Source organism: Escherichia ruysiae (genome assembly GCF_031323975.1).
In the GTDB taxonomy this organism is placed as follows: Bacteria; Pseudomonadota; Gammaproteobacteria; order Enterobacterales; family Enterobacteriaceae; genus Escherichia; species Escherichia ruysiae.
In genome coordinates, this window is sequence record NZ_JAVIWS010000001.1 from 3915138 (window position 1) to 3935580 (window position 20443).

A 20443-nucleotide genomic window follows, 5' to 3' on the forward strand; every position below is an offset into this window, starting at 1 on the left:
ATCAGAAAATGAATCGGCCAGCAATATTAAAAAAGAAAGCAGCCAACGACGTTGCTTCAGTATTAAAAAATTATTTTTTATTTTATTAGTTCCTCATAGCTAGATTAATAACAACGTTATTCGATACGTGAAATTAAGAGGGATTTATGGAACATCAGAGAAAACTATTCCAGCAACGCGGATATAGCGAAGATTTATTACCGAAAACACAAAGTCAACGTACCTGGAAAACATTTAACTACTTTACCTTATGGATGGGTTCGGTTCATAACGTTCCCAATTATGTAATGGTCGGCGGCTTTTTTATTCTCGGCTTGTCTACTTTTAGTATTATGCTGGCAATTATCCTTAGCGCCTTTTTTATAGCTGCGGTAATGGTATTAAACGGTGCTGCGGGCAGTAAATACGGCGTGCCTTTTGCTATGATCCTGCGAGCTTCGTATGGCGTGCGTGGCGCACTGTTTCCCGGACTGTTAAGAGGCGGGATTGCCGCCATCATGTGGTTTGGTTTGCAGTGTTATGCCGGATCGCTGGCCTGCTTGATCCTGATTGGCAAAATCTGGCCGGGATTTTTAACTCTCGGCGGTGATTTTACCCTGTTAGGGCTTTCTCTACCGGGCTTAATCACTTTCTTACTCTTCTGGCTGGTTAACGTTGGTATTGGTTTTGGCGGTGGCAAAGTTTTAAATAAATTCACCGCTATTCTTAACCCGTGCATCTATATCGTCTTCGGCGGTATGGCAATTTGGGCGATTTCGCTGGTAGGGATTGCTCCAATCTTTGACTACATTCCTGGCGGTATTCAGAAAGCAGAAAATAGTGGCTTCCTGTTCCTGGTGGTGATCAACGCGGTGGTTGCGGTCTGGGCGGCACCGGCGGTGAGCGCATCAGACTTTACGCAAAACGCTCACTCTTTCCGTGAGCAGGCGCTGGGGCAAACGCTCGGTTTGGTTGTGGCCTATATTCTGTTTGCGGTCGCCGGGGTATGTATTATTGCCGGAGCCAGTATTCATTACGGCGCTGACACCTGGAACGTGCTGGATATTGTTCAGCGTTGGGACAGCCTGTTTGCCTCGTTCTTTGCGGTACTGGTTATTCTGATGACAACCATCTCCACTAACGCCACCGGTAATATTATTCCGGCCGGTTATCAGATTGCCGCTATTGCACCGACGAAACTGACCTATAAAAACGGCGTACTGATTGCCAGTATTATCAGCCTGCTGATCTGCCCGTGGAAATTAATGGAGAATCAGGACAGTATTTATCTGTTCCTCGATATTATCGGTGGGATGCTGGGGCCGGTAATTGGTGTGATGATGGCGCATTATTTCGTAGTAATGCGCGGGCAAATTAATCTTGATGAACTGTACACCGCACCAGGTGATTTTAAATATTACGATAACGGTTTTAACCTCACTGCATTCTCTGTCACTCTGGTGGCGGTTATTTTATCTCTCGGCGGTAAATTTATTCCGGTCATGGAACCGTTATCGCGTGTTTCATGGTTTGTCGGCGTCATCGTCGCCTTTGCGGCCTACGCTTTATTAAAGAAACGCACAGCAGTAGAAAAAACAGGAGAGCAAAAAGTCACAGGTTAATTAATCCCGATATTGAACATTGAGTTAAAAAACAATCTGTATTTTACAAGGAGTTTGTTATGTCTTTTGATTTAATTATTAAAAACGGCACCGTCATTTTAGAAAACGAAGCTCGCGTTGTAGATATTGCCGTTAAAGGCGGAAAAATTGCCGCTATCGGTCAGGATCTGGGCGATGCAAAAGAAGTTATGGATGCGTCTGGTCTGGTGGTTTCTCCGGGTATGGTCGATGCGCACAGCCATATTTCTGAACCGGGTCGTAGCCACTGGGAAGGTTATGAAACCGGCACTCGCGCAGCGGCAAAAGGCGGTATCACCACCATGATCGAAATGCCGCTCAACCAGTTGCCAGCAACCGTTGATCGCGCATCGATTGAACTGAAGTTCGACGCCGCTAAAGGTAAGTTGACTGTCGATGCGGCACAACTGGGTGGCCTGGTCTCTTATAACATCGACCGTCTGCACGAACTGGATGAAGTGGGCGTTGTCGGCTTCAAATGCTTCGTTGCGACCTGTGGCGATCGTGGTATCGACAACGACTTCCGTGACGTAAACGACTGGCAGTTCTTCAAAGGCGCGCAGAAGCTGGGCGAAATGGGGCAGCCGGTGCTGGTGCACTGCGAAAACGCCCTGATCTGTGATGAACTGGGCGAAGAAGCGAAGCGTGAAGGTCGCGTAACCGCACATGACTATGTGGCTTCTCGTCCGGTATTTACCGAAGTGGAAGCGATTCGCCGCGTACTGTACCTGGCGAAAGTTGCCGGTTGCCGTCTGTACGTTTGCCACATCAGCAGCCCGGAAGGTGTTGAGGAAGTGACTCGTGCGCGTCAGGAAGGTCAGGATGTTACCTGTGAATCCTGCCCGCATTACTTTGTGCTGGATACCGATCAGTTCGAAGAAATTGGCACCCTGGCGAAGTGTTCACCGCCGATCCGCGATCTGGAAAACCAGAAAGGCATGTGGGAAAAACTGTTTAACGGTGAAATCGACTGCCTGGTTTCCGACCACTCTCCATGCCCGCCGGAAATGAAAGCCGGTAACATCATGAAAGCATGGGGCGGTATCGCCGGTCTGCAAAGCTGCATGGACGTGATGTTCGATGAAGCAGTACAGAAACGCGGTATGTCTCTGGCCATGTTTGGCAAATTAATGGCGACTAATGCAGCAGATATCTTCGGTCTGCAGCAAAAAGGTCGTATCGCCTCAGGAAAAGATGCCGACTTTGTCTTCATTCAACCGAATAGCAGCTATGTTCTTACCAATGACGATTTGGAATATCGCCACAAAGTCAGCCCGTATGTTGGCCGAACCATTGGCGCGCGTATCACGAAAACCATCTTACGTGGTGATGTGATTTACGACATCGAACAGGGCTTCCCTGTTGCGCCGAAAGGTCAATTTATCCTTAAACATCAGCAGTAATCTGGCCCCTGCAATGCCCGCCTTCGCGGCGGGCATTCTCCGGTTAAGGTGTGTTTATGTTCAATTTTGCAGTGAGCCGCGAAAGCCTGTTATCAGGATTTCAGTGGTTTTTCTTTATTTTTTGCAACACGGTTGTGGTTCCTCCTACGCTGCTTTCGGCTTTTCAGTTGCCGCAAAGTAGTCTGCTTACGCTCACCCAATATGCTTTTCTTGCTACTGCACTGGCCTGCTTCGCTCAGGCGTTCTGCGGTCATCGTCGCGCTATTATGGAAGGGCCAGGTGGCCTGTGGTGGGGAACTATCCTCACTATCACCCTTGGCGAAGCATCGCGCGGAACGCCTGTCAATGATATCGCCACCAGTCTGGCGGTGGGGATTGCGATTTCCGGCGTGCTGACGATATTGATTGGACTTAGTGGATTAGGTCATCGCCTTGCGCGGTTATTTACTCCGACGGTGATGGTGCTGTTTATGCTGATGCTGGGCGCGCAGCTGACCACTATCTTTTTCAAAGGTATGCTCGGGCTGCCGTTTGGCATAGCCGACCCGAATTTTAAAATTCAGTTACCGCCGTTCGCGCTCTCGGTGGCGGTGATGTGCCTGGTACTGGGGATGATTATCTTCCTGCCGCAACGTTTTGCTCGTTACGGCCTGTTGGTCGGCACGATAACCGGCTGGTTGTTGTGGTACTTTTGCTTTCCTTCTTCGCATTCGCTCTCCGGTGAGTTGCACTGGCAGTGGTTCCCGCTCGGCAGTGGCGGTGCGTTGTCGCCGGGAATTATTCTGACGGCGGTGATTACAGGTCTGGTGAATATCAGTAATACCTACGGTGCGATTCGGGGCACGGATGTTTTTTATCCGCAGCAGGGCGCGGGGAATACGCGTTATCGTCGCAGCTTTGTGGCAACCGGATTTATGACGCTGATAACCGTGCCGCTGGCGGTAATACCATTCTCGCCGTTTGTTTCATCCATTGGTTTATTAACCCAGACTGGCGATTACACGCGGCGTTCGTTTATTTATGGCAGCGTTATTTGCCTGCTGGTGGCACTGGTTCCGGCACTCACGCGACTATTTTGCAGTATCCCTTTACCAGTGAGTAGCGCGGTCATGCTGGTTTCTTATCTGCCTTTACTCTTTTCCGCGCTGGTGTTTAGTCAGCAAATAACGTTTACCGCTCGCAATATTTATCGACTCGCATTGCCGTTATTTGTCGGCATATTTTTAATGGCATTACCGCCTGTGTATCTGCAAGACCTTCCATTAACGCTTCGTCCTCTGCTCAGTAACGGCTTACTGGTCGGAATTTTACTGGCTGTTCTTATGGATAATCTTATTCCGTGGGAACGCATCGAATAATTTGTTGAAAAAGGATTGATAATGAAGATTGTCATTGCGCCAGACTCTTTTAAAGAGAGCTTAAGTGCAGAAAAATGTTGTCAGGCAATTAAAGCCGGGTTTTCGACCCTCTTTCCCGATGCGCACTATATCTGTTTGCCGATAGCGGATGGCGGCGAAGGGACGGTGGATGCGATGGTCGCCGCGACGGGCGGCAACATCGTGAAGCTTGAAGTCTGCGGGCCGATGGGCGAAAAAGTGAATGCTTTTTATGGCCTTACCGGCGACGGGAAAACGGCGGTGATTGAGATGGCGGCAGCAAGTGGCCTGATGCTGGTCGCGCCTGAAAAGCGTAATCCATTGCTGGCGTCAAGTTATGGCACCGGCGAGCTGATTCGTCATGCGCTGGATAACGGCATTCGCCATATTATTCTCGGCATTGGCGGCAGCGCGACGGTAGACGGCGGTATGGGCATGGCGCAGGCGCTCGGTGTGCGTTTCATTGATGCCGACGGTCAGGCGCTGGCGGCAAACGGCGGCAATTTAGCGCGTGTGGCAAGCATTGAGATGGAGGAATGCGATCCGCGTCTGGCGAGCTGTCATATTGAAGTGGCGTGTGATGTTGATAACCCGCTGGTAGGGGCACGCGGCGCGGCGGCGGTGTTTGGCCCGCAAAAAGGGGCAACGCCGGAGATGGTCGAAGAGCTGGAGCAGGGGCTGCAAAATTTCGCCCGTGTTTTGCAGCAGCAAACGGAAATCAATGTCTGCCAGATGGCGGGCGGCGGCGCGGCGGGCGGTATGGGTATTGCGGCGGCGGTATTTCTCAATGCGGATATTAAACCGGGTATTGAGATTGTACTGCGGGCGGTCAACCTGGAGCAGGCGGTGCAGGGAGCGGCGCTGGTGATCACCGGGGAAGGGCGCATCGACTCGCAAACGGCAGGCGGTAAAGCGCCGCTGGGCGTGGCGTCGGTGGCGAAGCAGTTTAATGTACCGGTGATTGGGATTGCTGGCGTATTGGGTGATGGTGTGGAAGTGGTGCACCAGTACGGCATTGACGCGGTGTTCAGCATTTTGCCACGTCTGGCACCTTTAGCCGAAGTGCTCGCCAGTGGTGAAACCAATCTCTTCAACAGCGCGCGAAATATTGCCTGCGCCATTAAAATAGGTCAGGGAATTAAACCCTGATTCTTACCTTTAAAGCGGATGCGGTTCATATCGCATCTGCTTCTGATTGCTACGAGCATGGCTTTCCCCCTCTCCCCAAAGGGGCGAGGGGATTGTCTGTGCGGTTTTCAGCCTGAAGCGGATGCATTTTATCCCGCATCTGTTTTTTGCCTGAATTTACCGCAAAAAAAGCCACGGTATAAACCGTGGCAAAATCCAACATAGCTAAAAATAATCAGGCGAGTGGTATGACTTAAATCTCTACGTCGCGGTTGCAATCTTTCGAGTAAATATAGCTGAACGCTTCACCACGCCCTACGCCATAACCGGCTTGTAAAGAATATGCGCTCATAAAGATGTAATCGCCTTTTTTCACCGGTATCCAGTTATTATCAAGGTTATAAACTCCCTGACCGGAAAGAATATAAGCACCGTGCTCCTGAACGTGGGTTTCGATATAACCGTGGCTGGCACCTGGCGCAAAAGAGAGGATATGCATGTTCATATCAAAACCTAACTCTTTGGGCAGAAAATCCAGCAGGATCACATCATCCATACCTTCATAATGAATGCGTTCCAGTTCGCTGGCATTGCCAGAAACCAGCCACGGCGCATGACCTTCTACCGGAACATAGCGGCGCTTATACAAGAAGATTTGGCTGTCTTCGGCCTGGGCATTAACAAACGTCATTAAGGAGCCTGGCGGGCAATAAAGATAGCCACCTTCGCTTAAGGCAAATGTTTTTCCTTCGGCTTCGGCAGTGATATTTCCAGAAATGACATACAGGAACGTTTCAATTCCTTCTCCGCCGAATCCCTGCTGATTACCGCCGTTTTGATGCAGCGTCACCAGATAATCGACAAACGTAGCGCCAAGCTTTGGTGTGGACAGGATTGTCGCGTCACAATTTTCAAAGCCAGGAATAATATTTTTTACCAGACCATCCGGGGTTAACAGCGCGAAATTACCGTGTTTAACAATCGCACGGTTAACCAGTAAATCATCGCGGTAACCGGTGACGTTATTTAAATATCCCATTTATAACTCCTTATTTCTGCCAGGCAAGTTGATAAAGCATGAGTGCCAACGTTTTGACCCCTTCGGCAAGGTCGGTAATATTGGTGCGTTCCGCCGGGTTATGGCTGATCCCGTTAATGCTGGGAATGAAAATCATGCAGGTCGGCACGCGAGGCGCGAAAATTTGCGCATCGTGCCCGGCACCACTGTGCATCACCCGGTAATTCAGTTTTTCTGTTTCACACAGTTCCGTCAGGGTGGTGACCAGCTCTTCGTTCATCGGCACCGGTTCTTCGTCCATCCATAAATCGATATCAATACCAATGTCCATTTCATCGCAAATCGCCCGCATGTCGTTTTCTAACTGTTGGGTGAAATCGCGCAGCACGGCAGCGTCGGTGTGACGACAATCAATGGTGAACGTGGTTTTACCCGGCACTACGTTAACCGTATTTGGGCGCGGCTCCACCTTGCCAAAGGTCAGCACCAGCGGATCGCCCATCTTTTTCGCTTTGGCTACGGACTGATTGCAAATGCGGCTAAACGCATAAACCGTGTCACGACGATAGCCCATCGGCGTGGTGCCTGCATGGTTTGATTCGCCGTTCAGCGTCACCGTATAGCGACGTTGCCCGACAATTGCATTCACCACGCCAATTGACTGCCCATTACTTTCCAGCACACAGCCCTGTTCGATATGCAGTTCGACAAAGGCTTGAATATCCTGACGCGGAGTTAGTGGGGCGTTCGGCAGAGTGAATCCGCAAGCCTTCATCGCATCGACAAAACTATTTCCTTTGGCATCACAGATATTCCGCACGTCGTCAGGATTCGCCAGCCCAAAGATATTTTTACTGCCCCAGAAGACATACGGGAAGCGGCTGCCTTCTTCTTCCGCCATCGCCACCACTTCGACAGTACGTAGCGGCGCGCCGTATTGTGTTTTCAGCCAGTCAATTGCCAGCCACGCCGCCAGTGCGCCGAATTGCCCGTCGAGGTTACCGCCGTTAACCACGGTATCGATATGCGAACCGCTCAGAACCACTTCCTGTGGATATTCGCTGCCACTCAGGCGACCGTATAAATTCCCCACGTCATCGAAACGTGTTTCCAGCCCACTTGCTGCCATTCTTTTTTTAAATTGCTGCTGGGTTTCCAGCCATTCCGGCGAATAAAGTAAACGGGTCATACCGCCGGTTGGATCCGCGCCAAAAGAGGAAAGCCAGGGCAGCGTTTCTTCTATAGCTTGACGAAAATGTGTAATCATAGGAAAGTCCTGTCTCAATAATTATTGCGCAAAGGGATTTTTCGTTTCGTATGACGTGTTATAAAGCGCGCCGGAAATTAAATACTGGTAAATGTCATCAACAATTTCGATGCCTTCGACGGCGGCTTTTTGTTGTTTAATATCCTGATCCTGACCGGGATAATAAACCTGGTTAAAACCGGGCGCGGGGGTAATGGCATTTAATTCACGCATGGTCTGGCTAAGATGTTGACGGAATATTTCGCTGGAGGAGAAAAAGTTCGGGTTAATAACTACATGTAATTGCCCCAAATTACGCCCGGCGTGTAGATCGTCATACATCGAACTGACCTGGCGCCCGAACGGTAAGCCGAGTAACACGCCTGAGAGGACGTCAATCATCATCATCAGGCCATACCCTTTCGGCCCAGCGGCGGGGAGCAGAGCATGTACCGCGAACGGATCGGTTGTTGGTGCACCGTTTTTATCGACCGCCCAGCTTTCCGGGATAGACATATTACGCGAGCGGGCGTCGAGCACTTTTCCCCATGCCTGTACGGTAGTCGCCATATCAAAGGTAAGGATCTCGTCGCCTTCTCCCGGCGCGGCAAAGGCAAGTGGGTTAGTACCGTAGTAAATTTCCGCGCCGCCAAACGGCACCACCATTGGATCGGACTGGCACATCGAAATGCCAATTAATCCGGCGCGGGCTGCCTGCTGCACAAAATAAGAGATTGCGCCGCTGTGACCCATCCGGCTGATACCGACCACCGCAACGCCATTTTGTTGTGCTGTTTTAATGGCATGTTCCATGCCCATTTTCGCGGCGACCTGCCCGGCGGCATTGTCGGCATGTAAAATTGCCGAACACGGCCCCGTTTCTTCAAGACGGAACTCCGGTTCGCGGTTGGTGCCGCCTTTTGAAATACGTTCTGCGTAGTATTCCACGCGTACCGCGCCATGAGAGTGGATCCCTCTGGCATCGGCATAAACCAATACTTCAGCCACGGTTGCAGCGTGCTCACGTTTTAATCCAGCCTGGCAGAGTTTATTCTCGATTAGCTGGTGGAGTGTTTCCCGACTGATTTTCATCTGTCTTCCTTTTTAACGACGGTGTGAAGCATGACTGCAATTAACATACAGGGAAAATATCTGGATTATGTGATCCAGACAGGCAAAAAAATATAATTAGAATTTATTTGATAATCCGCGCACTTTTGGTTTGTTTTTTAAAATAACCCTGCTTGTTAAAAATTAGCAGATAATAGTCTGGCGGTTATTTGAATTCTTTTGCTAATAATTCCCGTGTGATATTCATCACCTTATTTTTCATCGGTCATCGATACCGTAATTGACACATTAACACTGCTCGTGCAATTGCCATGGGTGCAATTTTTAAGGAGTTGTTATGATCCACGCCTTTATTAAAAAAGGGTGTTTTCAGGATTCGGTCAGTTTAATGATTATTTCACGAAAACTCAGCGAATCAGAAAATATTGATGATGTTTCCGTAATGATGGGTACTCCCGCCAATAAAGCGTTATTAGATACCACAGGTTTCTGGCATGACGATTTTAATAACGCCACGCCGAACGATATTTGCGTGGCAATTCGTAGCGAAGCGGCGGATGCGGGGATCGCGCAGGCGATTATGCAGCAGCTTGAAGAGGCGCTAAAACAACTGGCGCAAGGTTCAGGCAGCAGCCAGGCGTTGACGCAGGTGCGTCGCTGGGACAGTGCCTGTCAGAAATTACCCGATGCCAATCTGGCGCTGATTTCAGTGGCTGGTGAGTACGCGGCGGAGCTGGCGAACCAGGCGCTGGATCGCAACCTCAACGTGATGATGTTCTCCGATAACGTCACGCTGGAAGATGAAATCCAACTCAAAACCCGCGCGCGGGAAAAAGGCTTGCTGGTGATGGGACCGGACTGCGGTACGTCGATGATTGCCGACACGCCGCTGGCTTTCGCCAATGTGATGCCGGAAGGCAATATTGGTGTCATTGGCGCTTCTGGTACAGGGATTCAGGAACTGTGCTCGCAGATTGCGCTGGCAGGTGAGGGAATTACTCACGCGATTGGTCTTGGCGGGCGCGATCTCAGTCGTGAAGTGGGCGGCATCAGTGCGCTGACGGCGCTGGAAATGTTGAGTGCCGATGCGAAAAGTGAAGTGCTGGCGTTTGTCTCTAAACCACCTGCCGAAGCCGTGTGCCTGCGTATCGTTAACGCGATGAAAGCGACGGGTAAACCGACGGTGGCGCTGTTTTTAGGTTATGCCCCGGCGGTGGCTCGTGACGAAAATATCTGGTTTGCCTCCTCGCTGGATGATGCCGCGCGTCTGGCTTGCCTGCTTTCGCGGGTCACTGCGCGACGTAACGCAATAGCGCCGGTCAGCAGCGGAGTTATTTGCGGCTTGTATACCGGTGGTACGCTGGCCGCCGAAGCGGCGGGATTACTCGCCGGGCATCCTGGCGTGGTAGCCGACGATGTCCATCATCATGGCATGATGCTGGACGCTGATGGTCACCAGATCATTGACCTGGGCGATGATTTCTACACCGTCGGGCGTCCCCATCCGATGATCGACCCGACCTTACGCAACCTGCTAATTGCCGATCTTGGCTCAAAACCACAAGTGCGCGTGTTGCTGATTGACGTAGTCATTGGCTTCGGCGCCACTGCCGATCCTGCTGCTTCATTGGTAAGCGCCTGGCAACAAGCCTGTGCCGCGCGTGAAGACAACCAACCGCTGTACGCCATTGCCACGGTGACAGGTACCGAACGTGACCCGCAATGCCGCTCGCAGCAAATCGCCATCCTGGAAGATGCGGGGATCGCGGTAGTGAGTTCGCTGCCGGAAGCCACATTACTGGCGGCGGCACTGATTCGCCCGCTTTCGCCTGCCACACTGCAACACACACCGTCATTACTGGAAAACGTCGCGGTGATTAACGCCGGATTACGCAGTTTTGCGCTGGAACTACAAGGCGCCAGCAAACCGGTCGTGCATTACCAATGGGCGCCAGTCGCTGGCGGCAATAAAAAACTGGCTCGTTTATTAGAACGTTTGCAATAAGGGGTTCCCATGTTTACATCAGTGGCGCAAGCCAATGCTGCGGTTATCGAACAAATTCGTCGCGCTCGTCCACACTGGCTGGATGTGCAACCGGCGTCTTTACTCATTAGCGAATTGAATCAGGGCAAAACACTGCTTCACGCCGGGCCGCCGATGCGCTGGCAGGAGATGACCGGACCCATGAAAGGGGCGTGCGTGGGCGCATGTCTGTTTGAAGGCTGGGCGAAAGATGAAGCGCAGGCGCTGGCAATACTGGAGCTGGGGGAAGTGAACTTCATTCCTTGTCACCATGTGAATGCCGTCGGGCCAATGGGCGGCATTACTTCTGCCAGTATGCCGATGCTGGTGGTCGAGAACGTGACCGACGGCAACCGGGCGTACTGCAACCTCAACGAAGGTATCGGCAAAGTGATGCGTTTTGGCGCTTACGGCGAAGATGTCCTGACTCGCCATCGCTGGATGCGCGATGTGTTAATGCCAGTATTAAGTGCGGCGCTGGGGCGCATGGAGCGCGGTATCGATCTCACCGCGATGATGGCGCAGGGCATTACGATGGGCGATGAGTTCCATCAACGCAATATTGCTTCCTCAGCATTGTTAATGCGTGCGCTGGCCCCACAAATTGCCCGACTCGATCATGATAAACAGCACATCGCCGAAGTGATGGATTTCCTCAGCGTGACCGATCAGTTCTTCCTCAACCTCGCGATGGCTTACTGCAAGGCGGCGATGGATGCTGGCGCGATGATCCGCGCAGGCAGCATCGTTACGGCTATGACCCGCAACGGCAATATGTTCGGGATTCGGGTAAGCGGGCTGGGTGAACGCTGGTTTACTGCGCCTGTAAACACTCCGCAAGGTCTGTTTTTCACCGGCTTCTCGCAGGAGCAGGCGAACCCGGATATGGGCGATAGCGCGATTACCGAAACCTTTGGTATTGGCGGAGCCGCAATGATCGCAGCGCCTGGCGTAACGCGCTTTGTCGGTGCGGGTGGCATGGAAGCGGCCAGAGCGGTATCTGAAGAGATGGCGGAAATTTACCTTGAACGCAATATGCAGTTGCAGATCCCAAGCTGGGATTTTCAGGGCGCGTGTCTGGGACTGGACATTCGTCGCGTGGTAGAAACCGGCATTACGCCACTCATCAATACCGGTATCGCCCATAAAGAGGCGGGGATCGGGCAGATTGGCGCAGGCACTGTGCGGGCACCGCTGGCGTGTTTTGAACAGGCGCTGGAAGCACTGGCTGAAAGCATGGGGATTGGTTGAGGAACGTGCAATGACGATCATCCATCCTCTGCTTGCCAGCCGTAGCGCACCGAATTATCGCCAGTCCTGGCGGTTAGCGGGAGTGTGGCGACGGGCGATTAACCTGATGACGGAAAGCGGCGAACTGTTAACGCTGCATCGTCAGGGTAGTGGTTTCGGCCCCGGAGGATGGGTGCTTCGCCGCGCGCAATTCGATGCGTTATGCGGTGGATTATGCGGCAATGAACGACCACAGGTTGTGGCTCAAGGGATTCGCCTCGGGCGTTTCACGGTTAAACAGCCACAGCGTTATTGTTTGCTGCGTATTACGCCGCCTGCACATCCTCAACCGCTTGCCGCTGCATGGATGCAACGCGCGGAGGAAACCGGGCTTTTCGGGCCACTGGCGATGGCGACAAGCGATCCGCTGCCTGCTGAATTACGCCAGTTTCGTCACTGTTTTCAGGCCGCGCTCAATGGCATTAAGACCGACTGGCGGCACTGGCTGGGTAAAGGCCCCGGATTAACGCCGAGTCATGATGACACGCTGAGCGGAATGCTGCTGGCGGCCTGGTATTATGGCGCTTTAGATGCGTGCTCCGGTCGCCCGTTTTTTGCCTGTTCCAACAATCTTCAACTCGTTACCACAGCGGTGAGCGTCAGTTATTTACGTTATGCCGCGCAAGGATATTTCGCCTCGCCACTCCTGCACTTTGTTCATGCTCTGAGTTGCCCGAAACGTACCGCTGTTGCGATTGATTCGCTGCTGGCGCTGGGGCACACGTCAGGGGCAGATACGCTGCTGGGGTTCTGGCTTGGTCAACAATTATTACAAGGAAAACCATGAAAACACTGGTTGTAGCTCTTGGGGGCAACGCCTTACTCCAGCGCGGTGAGGCGCTGGCGGCAGAAAATCAATATCGCAACATTGCCAGTGCTGTACCCGCACTGGCGCGCCTGGCCCGTTCTTATCGGCTGGCGATTGTTCACGGCAACGGGCCACAGGTGGGGCTGCTGGCGTTACAGAATCTGGCGTGGAAAGAGGTAGAACCGTATCCGCTGGATGTGCTGGTGGCGGAAAGCCAGGGGATGATTGGCTATATGCTGGCGCAGAGTTTGAGCGCACAGCCGCAGATGCCGCCTGTCACGACGGTGCTGACGCGCATTGAGGTTTCGCCGGATGATCCGGCGTTTTTGCAGCCAGAGAAGTTTATTGGTCCGGTTTATCAGCCAGAAGAACAAGAGGCACTGGAAGCGGCTTACGGCTGGCATATGAAACGTGATGGTAAATATTTGCGCCGGGTGGTGGCGTCTCCGCAACCGCGTAAAATTCTCGACAGCGAAGCCATCGAGTTGTTGCTCAAAGAGGGGCATGTGGTGATTTGCAGTGGCGGCGGTGGTGTGCCTGTGACGGAAGACGGGGCTGGGAGTGAAGCGGTGATTGATAAAGATCTCGCCGCTGCGTTGCTCGCCGAGCAGATTAATGCCGATGGACTGGTGATCCTCACCGATGCTGATGCGGTATATGAAAACTGGGGAACGCCGCAGCAACGTGCCATTCGCCATGCCACACCGGATGAGTTAGCTCCATTTGCCAAAGCCGATGGTTCGATGGGGCCGAAGGTAACGGCGGTGAGTGGCTATGTCAGAAGCGGTGGTAAACCCGCGTGGATTGGGGCGTTATCGCGGATTGAAGAGACGCTGGCGGGCGAGGCGGGGACCTGTATTTCGCTGTAGTTGTAGGCAGTAGACATTTGTGCCTGATGCGACGCTTGACGCGTCTTATCAGGCCTACAATGGGTGCCGGATCGGTAGGCTGGATAAGGCGTTCACGCCGCATCCGGCAAGAAAATGAGTACCTGATTAACTGAATTTATTCTGCGCCCAAATCACGCCGCTGGCATACTCCGGCGGCAGCAGCGGGATTAAGGCTTCCAGCGTCGCGGTCAGACGCGATGTATCGCTGTCGGTCAAATTCAGATGCCCCACTTTACGCCCCGGACGGACTTCTTTGTCGTACCAGTGCAGGTGCACCAGCGGCAGTTTCAGCCAGTCATAATTCACATCGCTACCAATCAGGTTGATCATCACCGACGGACTATTCACTACCGGTTGCGGTAACGGCAGATCGGTAATCGCTCGCAGGTGCAGCTCAAACTGGCTGATGCTGGCGCCGTTTTGCGTCCAGTGACCACTGTTATGCACACGCGGAGCCAGTTCGTTGATCAGCAGACCTTGCGGGGTGACAAAACACTCCATCGCCATCACGCCCACATAGCCCAGCTCCTGCATAATCGCCGACAGCATCTCTTCGGCTTGCGCCTGTTGCTGTGCATTGGCCTGCGGGAAAGCGACGCTGGTGCGCAAAATACCGTCCTGATGCAGGTTATGCGTCAGCGGATAAAACACCGTGCTGCCATCAAAGCCGCGCGCGCCAACCAGCGACACTTCGCCAGAGAAGTTAATGCCCTGCTCGACAATACATTCGCCGTAACACTCTGCCGGTAACTGTTCGGTTTCATCGGCGCGTAAACGCCATTGACCGCGACCGTCATAGCCACCAGTGCGACGCTTAACAATCGCCAGCTCACCTAAACGATCAAACACCGCAGGCCACTCGCTGCGAGCGGCAAGTAACTGCCACGGTGCGGTCGGCAGGTGGAGCTTATCGAAAAGTTGCTTCTGAGTCAGACGGTCGGCAATAATCGGGAACACATCGCGGTTCACAAAGGCCGGATGGCGCGCCAGCTCGCGGGTTAATGCAGTTTCCGGCCAGCGTTCGATCTCAGCGGTAATCACGCTTTGTTGAAAAGGCACCGCCGCAGGTTCAGCGTCCAGCCCGACCGGCCAGACAGCAATGCCTAACGGTTCGCCTGCCTGACGCAGCATTCGGCCTAACTGCCCGTTACCGAGGACGCAAACCTGTTTCATGCCGCACCTCGCGGATCCGGGTTTTCCAGCACTTCGTCGGTCTGAGCTTTGCGCCAGTCATTCAGACGCTGGTGCAGTTCTTTATCATGAGTCGCAAGAATTTGTGCTGCCAGCAACGCCGCGTTTGCCGCGCCCGCTTTACCAATCGCCAGCGTACCCACCGGAATGCCACGCGGCATTTGTACGATGGAGTAGAGGCTATCGACACCGCTCAGTGCGGCGCTCTGTACTGGCACGCCCAGCACCGGCACCAGCGTTTTGGCGGCAATCATGCCTGGCAGATGCGCTGCGCCGCCCGCGCCCGCAATAATCACCTGATAACCATTCTCTTCGGCGCTTTCGGCAAAGCTGAACAGTTTATCGGGGGTGCGGTGAGCAGAAACCACTTCAACGTGGTGCGGGACATTCAGGATTTCGAAGATTTCGGCGGCGAACTGCATGGTAGCCCAGTCGCTTTTGGACCCCATCACTATGGCGACACGCGCCGGATTATTGCGGGAAGACATGCGTCTAAAAACTCCTGTGGTGCACAACTCTCGGCTTTAGAGGGCACAGAGAATAGCACGGAAAGAGAGCAAGGAAAACGGTTGCGTGGCTGTGGAATCAGCAAACTTGTGCGTTATTAAAACGGGAAATGGATTAGCTCAACGTCATCCGCCGTGACTTTCACCATCGAACCTTCGGTATGCCAGGCACCCAGCACGACGCGGAAAGCAGGTTGCTGATTGGCGATGAATTCATGCACCGCCGGGCGATGGGTATGCCCGTGGATCAGCCATTGCACCTGATGCTTTTCCATCGCACTGACCACCGCGTTTTGGTTAACGTCCATGATCGCCAGCGATTTGCTGCTGTTGGCTTCTTTACTGTTCGCGCGCATTCGCGCGGCAATGCGTTTGCGTACAAACAACGGCAGGGTGAGGAATAGCGTTTGTAGCCACGGTTTGTGGACTTTGGCGCGAAAAGCCTGATAACCCGCATCATCGGTGCACAGCGTGTCGCCATGCATAATCAGCACCCGACGACCATAAAGTTCGAGCACCTTTTCTTGCGGCAATAACGTCATGCCGCTTTCACGGGCAAAGCGTTTGCCGAGCAGAAAATCACGGTTGCCATGAATGAAATAACAGGGAACGCCGGAATCGGATACCGCTTTGATTGCTGCCGCCATCTGGCGATGGAGTGGGTTGGGATCGTCGTCGCCAATCCATGCTTCAAACAGATCGCCAAGAATATACAGCGCGTCGGCCTTGCTGGCTTCTCCCGCTAAAAAACGCAGAAAACCGGCGGTGATCGCCGGTTCTTCCACGCAGAGATGAAGATCTGCAATAAAGAGTGTCGCCACGATTACTCGCTAACGGTCACGCTTTCAATGATAACGTCTTCTTTTGGCACGTCCTGGTGCATACCGCTACGACCGGTTGCAACACCTTTGATTTTGTCTACCACGTCCATGCCTTCAACCACTTCAGCAAACACGCAGTAACCCCAACCTTGCAGGCTTTCGCCAGAGAAGTTCAGGAAGTCGTTATCAACCACGTTGATGAAGAACTGTGCAGTTGCAGAGTGCGGAGCCTGAGTACGGGCCATTGCCAGCGTACCACGGGTATTTTTCAGGCCGTTGTTGGCTTCGTTTTTGATCGGTTCTTTGGTGGCTTTTTGTTTCATGCCCGGTTCAAAACCGCCGCCCTGAATCATAAAACCGTTGATAACACGGTGGAAAATGGTGTTGTTGTAAAAACCTTCGCGGCAGTAGTCCAGGAAGTTTTTAACTGTTTCAGGTGCTTTATCGTCAAAAGTTTTGATGACAATATCGCCGTGATTGGTGTGGAAAGTAACCATTTTTGCATCCTGTTCCGTTTGATTGGTGCTTCAACCCGGTTCGGGTCATATATAGGGTGGTGTTATAGCATAACCGCACGATCGGATCATCTCGCAATGTATGCTGAATCGCGCGGGAAATATGGGTATTATACGCAACTCAATTACCCACACATGTCTAAACGGAATCTTCGATGCTAAAAATCTTCAATACTCTGACACGCCAAAAAGAGGAATTTAAGCCTATTCACGCCGGGGAAGTCGGCATGTACGTGTGTGGAATCACCGTTTACGACCTCTGTCATATCGGTCACGGGCGTACCTTTGTTGCCTTTGACGTGGTTGCACGCTACCTGCGTTTCCTCGGCTACAAGCTGAAGTATGTGCGCAACATTACCGATATCGACGATAAAATCATCAAACGCGCCAATGAAAATGGCGAAAGCTTTGTGGCGCTGGTGGATCGCATGATCGCCGAAATGCACAAAGATTTTGATGCTTTGAACATTCTGCGCCCGGATATGGAGCCACGCGCGACGCACCATATCGCAGAAATTATTGAACTCACTGAGCAACTGATCGCCAAAGGTCACGCTTATGTGGCGGACAACGGCGACGTGATGTTCGACGTACCGACCGATCCAACTTATGGCGTGCTGTCGCGTCAGGATCTTGACCAGCTGCAGGCAGGCGCGCGCGTTGACGTGGTCGACGACAAACGCAACCCGATGGACTTCGTTCTGTGGAAGATGTCTAAAGAGGGCGAACCAAGCTGGCCGTCTCCGTGGGGCGCGGGGCGTCCAGGCTGGCACATTGAGTGTTCAGCAATGAACTGCAAACAGTTGGGTAACCACTTTGATATCCATGGCGGCGGTTCTGACCTGATGTTCCCGCACCACGAGAACGAAATTGCCCAGTCCACCTGTGCGCATGATGGTCAGTATGTAAACTACTGGATGCACTCCGGCATGGTGATGGTTGACCGCGAGAAGATGTCCAAATCGCTGGGTAACTTCTTTACCGTGCGCGATGTGCTGAAATACTACGACGCGGAAACCGTGCGTTACTTCCTGATGTCGGGACACTATCGCAGCCAGCTGAACTACAGCGAAGAGAACCTGAAGCAGGCGCGTGCGGCGCTGGAGCGTCTCTACACTGCCCTGCGCGGCACAGACAAAACCGTTGCTCCTGCCGGTGGCGAAGCGTTTGAAGCGCGCTTTATTGAAGCGATGGACGACGATTTCAACACCCCGGAAGCCTATTCCGTACTGTTTGATATGGCGCGTGAAGTAAACCGTCTGAAAGCAGAAGATATGACAGCGGCGAATGCAATGGCATCTCACCTGCGTAAACTTTCCGCTGTATTGGGCCTGCTGGAGCAAGAACCGGAAGCGTTCCTGCAAAGCGGCGCGCAGGCAGACGACAGCGAAGTGGCTGAGATTGAAGCGTTAATTCAACAGCGTCTGGATGCCCGTAAAGCGAAAGACTGGGCGGCGGCAGATGCGGCGCGTGACCGTCTTAACGAGATGGGGATCGTGCTGGAAGATGGCCCGCAAGGGACCACCTGGCGTCGTAAGTAATTGCGCTATTGCCGGATGCGAGTTTTCGCATCCGGTTATCGTCTGCGCCACCACAACATTCCCATCAGTAGCATCCCCGGCAACCACACCCACATCAATTCAGAAATAATCACCTGATGCCCGTACGGCGTGGTGTAACGAGACAATGCAAACGGCGCGACTTTAATCACCTGCCAGGGAGCGAAAAAGCGTTCATCTGACCACGGCCACAGCCAGCCAACCCCTTTACCGCCAGTGGTTACCGAATCCAGCAAGCTGTGCGATAGCAACGAGACGGTTAAAAACAGCCAGCAGCGAATCAGCCCAGCCCTGAACCATCGTCGACCAATAAGTACGCATAGTAACGGGACAACAAACGCAAACACCAGCGAATGGGTAAACCCGCGATGACCAAAGACATTGCCGTAAGCAACGCCAAATTTAAACGACAATACGTCGGCGTCTGGCAGCATCGCCAGGACGATTCCGGCAAATAACAGACGCGGAGGGATGATTTTCGATCCCAGACCTAAACCAATACAAAGGGGAACGGCGGCGTGAGTAATAACGGTTGGCATGATGATCGCTTCGGCAAAATGTCGACGCTATCAGCATGGATGAAAGCGACGAAGAGGGCAAAGGTCTGAAAAGAGAATCGGCCTGCATACCGGCAGGCCGAAGTGGGATCAGGCAACAACCTGTACGCTGTGCCCTGCAAAACTCACTGTCTGACCGGCGACGATTTTGCAACGTTTGCGTGTTTCAACCGCGCCGTCGACTTTCACCTGGCCTTCGGCGATCGCGATTTTCGCCTGCGCGCCGCTTTCGCTCCAGCCTTCCAGTTTCAGCAAGTCGCACAGCTCAACGTGCGGATGTTTACCTAAAGAAAATGTCGCCATGTTACTCACCCTGTGGATCATGATATTCAACGCACGCCTGGAGCGTGTTTTCAATCAGCGTGGCAACCGTCATCGGGCCAACGCCGCCGGGAACGGGCGTAATGTAAGAAGCGCGCTTAGCCGCTTCTTCAAACACTACGTCGCCCACAACTTTGCCATTTTCCAGACGGTTGATGCCGACATCAATCACAATTGCGCCTTCTTTGATCCAGTCACCTGGAATAAAGCCCGGCTTGCCGACGGCAACGATCAACAGATCGGCGTTTTCTACATGATGACGCAGATTTTTAGTGAAACGGTGGGTCACGGTGGTGGTGCAACCTGCCAGCAGCAGTTCCATGCTCATCGGGCGACCGACGATATTTGATGCGCCAATCACCACAGCATTAAGACCAAAGGTATCAATGTTGTAACGCTCAAGCAGCGTGACGATACCGCGCGGAGTGCAAGGACGCAGACGCGGCGCGCGCTGGCACAGACGACCGACGTTATAAGGATGGAAACCGTCCACGTCTTTGTCCGGGTGAATACGTTCCAGCACTTTGATGTAGTCAATTCCCGCCGGAAGCGGCAACTGCACCAGAATGCCGTCAATGGTGTTGTCGGCGTTCAGCGCATCGATAAGCTCAAGCAGTTCTGCTTCGCTGGTGGTTTCCGGGAGGTCATAGGAGCGGGAGACGAACCCGACTTCTTCACAAGCCTTGCGTTTGCTTGCGACATAAATTTGCGATGCAGGGTTGCTACCCACCAGCACAACGGCCAGTCCTGGCGCCCGCAGTCCGGCCGCAACGCGCGCCTGAACTTTTTGAGCAACTTCAGAGCGCACCTGCTGCGCAATCGTTTTACCGTCAATAATCTTTGCTGCCATCAGAGAGAGGATTCCATCTGTTACGTAGGTCGAAGGGGATGCGTCTATTTTGTCAGAAGCGGGGCGTGCTGTCAGTTTTCGTTTTCTGAAAAGTAAAACCTTCTGTACCTGGCGATAATGATAACCGTCGTTGGTTTGCCGCTGTAGCGAGGTAAATCAGATGCGGTCGTACACTTGTTCAGCAACCGGTTCAAAAGCCATTGACTCAGCAAGGGTTGACCGTATAATTCACGCAATTACACACACATTGT

Annotated in this window: 19 protein-coding genes; 9 read left to right on the plus strand and 10 right to left on the minus strand. The window is 52.8% G+C overall.

Features of this window, described 5'->3' with window-relative positions:
• Window positions 1-146 precede the first annotated feature (146 nt).
• From RGV86_RS18750 to glxK, 4 genes are read left to right on the plus strand one after another with little or no spacing between them, the layout of a single operon-like run.
• Entirely contained in the window at window positions 147-1601 is a 1455-nt protein-coding gene (locus RGV86_RS18750) for an allantoin transporter (protein WP_085460478.1), read from the plus strand.
• A 59-nt stretch (window positions 1602-1660) separates the two neighbouring features.
• On the plus strand, window positions 1661-3022 hold the full coding sequence (allB, locus tag RGV86_RS18755; RefSeq protein WP_309508460.1) for an allantoinase AllB: 1362 nt from the start codon (window positions 1661-1663) through the stop codon (window positions 3020-3022).
• Between the two features lie 56 nt (window positions 3023-3078).
• On the plus strand, window positions 3079-4380 hold the full coding sequence (locus tag RGV86_RS18760; RefSeq protein ID WP_085460480.1) for a uracil/xanthine transporter: 1302 nt from the start codon (window positions 3079-3081) through the stop codon (window positions 4378-4380).
• A 21-nt stretch (window positions 4381-4401) separates the two neighbouring features.
• Window positions 4402-5547 carry a glycerate 3-kinase gene (gene glxK, locus RGV86_RS18765; RefSeq protein ID WP_085460481.1) on the plus strand — a complete coding sequence of 382 codons (1146 nt, stop codon included), beginning with the start codon at window positions 4402-4404 and terminating at the stop codon, window positions 5545-5547.
• A 232-nt stretch (window positions 5548-5779) separates the two neighbouring features.
• Here glxK and allE read toward each other — a convergent pair whose 3' ends face one another.
• The 3 genes from allE to allD are packed head-to-tail and all read right to left on the minus strand — an operon-like array spanning window position 5780 to window position 8882.
• Window positions 5780-6565: a (S)-ureidoglycine aminohydrolase gene (gene allE, locus RGV86_RS18770; protein WP_085460482.1), complete on the minus strand. Its 786-nt coding sequence runs from the start codon at window positions 6563-6565 to the stop codon at window positions 5780-5782.
• 10 nt (window positions 6566-6575) lie between these two features.
• Entirely contained in the window at window positions 6576-7811 is a 1236-nt protein-coding gene (allC, locus tag RGV86_RS18775) for an allantoate deiminase (RefSeq protein ID WP_085460483.1), read from the minus strand.
• A 21-nt stretch (window positions 7812-7832) separates the two neighbouring features.
• Entirely contained in the window at window positions 7833-8882 is a 1050-nt protein-coding gene (gene allD, locus RGV86_RS18780; RefSeq protein WP_309508459.1) for an ureidoglycolate dehydrogenase, read from the minus strand.
• Window positions 8883-9198: 316 nt separating this feature from the next.
• Between allD and RGV86_RS18785 the strand changes: the two genes are divergently transcribed.
• The 4 genes from RGV86_RS18785 to RGV86_RS18800 are packed head-to-tail and all read left to right on the plus strand — an operon-like array spanning window position 9199 to window position 13851.
• Window positions 9199-10866: an acyl-CoA synthetase FdrA gene (locus RGV86_RS18785; protein ID WP_085460485.1), complete on the plus strand. Its 1668-nt coding sequence runs from the start codon at window positions 9199-9201 to the stop codon at window positions 10864-10866.
• A 9-nt stretch (window positions 10867-10875) separates the two neighbouring features.
• Complete coding sequence (locus RGV86_RS18790) at window positions 10876-12135, plus strand: YlbE family protein (RefSeq protein WP_085460486.1); 1260 nt, start codon at window positions 10876-10878, stop codon at window positions 12133-12135.
• Window positions 12136-12145: 10 nt separating this feature from the next.
• Window positions 12146-12961: an oxamate carbamoyltransferase subunit AllH family protein gene (locus tag RGV86_RS18795; protein WP_065226323.1), complete on the plus strand. Its 816-nt coding sequence runs from the start codon at window positions 12146-12148 to the stop codon at window positions 12959-12961.
• Window positions 12958-13851, plus strand: a complete 894-nt coding sequence (locus tag RGV86_RS18800; RefSeq protein WP_309508458.1) for a carbamate kinase — start codon at window positions 12958-12960, stop codon at window positions 13849-13851. Before RGV86_RS18795 ends, RGV86_RS18800 begins: the two co-directional genes overlap by 4 nt.
• Window positions 13852-13977: 126 nt before the next feature.
• Here RGV86_RS18800 and purK read toward each other — a convergent pair whose 3' ends face one another.
• From purK to ppiB, 4 genes are all read right to left on the minus strand, one after another.
• Window positions 13978-15045 carry a 5-(carboxyamino)imidazole ribonucleotide synthase gene (purK, locus tag RGV86_RS18805; protein WP_000815512.1) on the minus strand — a complete coding sequence of 356 codons (1068 nt, stop codon included), beginning with the start codon at window positions 15043-15045 and terminating at the stop codon, window positions 13978-13980.
• Window positions 15042-15551, minus strand: coding sequence for a 5-(carboxyamino)imidazole ribonucleotide mutase (gene purE, locus RGV86_RS18810; protein WP_001295318.1), 510 nt, complete (start codon window positions 15549-15551; stop codon window positions 15042-15044). The genes purK and purE overlap by 4 nt, the downstream gene beginning before the upstream one ends.
• Before the next feature lie 116 nt (window positions 15552-15667).
• Window positions 15668-16390 (minus strand): UDP-2,3-diacylglucosamine diphosphatase, encoded by a 723-nt coding sequence (gene lpxH / locus RGV86_RS18815; protein ID WP_085460487.1) that lies wholly within the window; start codon window positions 16388-16390, stop codon window positions 15668-15670.
• Between the two features lie 2 nt (window positions 16391-16392).
• On the minus strand, window positions 16393-16887 hold the full coding sequence (gene ppiB / locus RGV86_RS18820) for a peptidylprolyl isomerase B (protein WP_000256002.1): 495 nt from the start codon (window positions 16885-16887) through the stop codon (window positions 16393-16395).
• Window positions 16888-17060: 173 nt separating this feature from the next.
• Here ppiB and cysS point away from each other — a divergent pair, with 173 nt between their 5' ends.
• Entirely contained in the window at window positions 17061-18446 is a 1386-nt protein-coding gene (gene cysS / locus RGV86_RS18825; protein ID WP_000912349.1) for a cysteine--tRNA ligase, read from the plus strand.
• Between the two features lie 35 nt (window positions 18447-18481).
• Here the strand turns inward: cysS and RGV86_RS18830 are convergent, their stop codons facing one another.
• The 3 genes from RGV86_RS18830 to folD form a co-directional block, all read right to left on the minus strand.
• Complete coding sequence (locus RGV86_RS18830; protein WP_085460488.1) at window positions 18482-19003, minus strand: metal-dependent hydrolase; 522 nt, start codon at window positions 19001-19003, stop codon at window positions 18482-18484.
• Between the two features lie 108 nt (window positions 19004-19111).
• Window positions 19112-19324, minus strand: coding sequence for a ribosome-associated protein YbcJ (gene ybcJ, locus RGV86_RS18835; protein WP_000190288.1), 213 nt, complete (start codon window positions 19322-19324; stop codon window positions 19112-19114).
• Window position 19325: 1 nt separating this feature from the next.
• Window positions 19326-20192: a bifunctional methylenetetrahydrofolate dehydrogenase/methenyltetrahydrofolate cyclohydrolase FolD gene (gene folD, locus RGV86_RS18840; RefSeq protein WP_000729172.1), complete on the minus strand. Its 867-nt coding sequence runs from the start codon at window positions 20190-20192 to the stop codon at window positions 19326-19328.
• Between the last annotated feature and the right edge of the window lie 251 nt (window positions 20193-20443).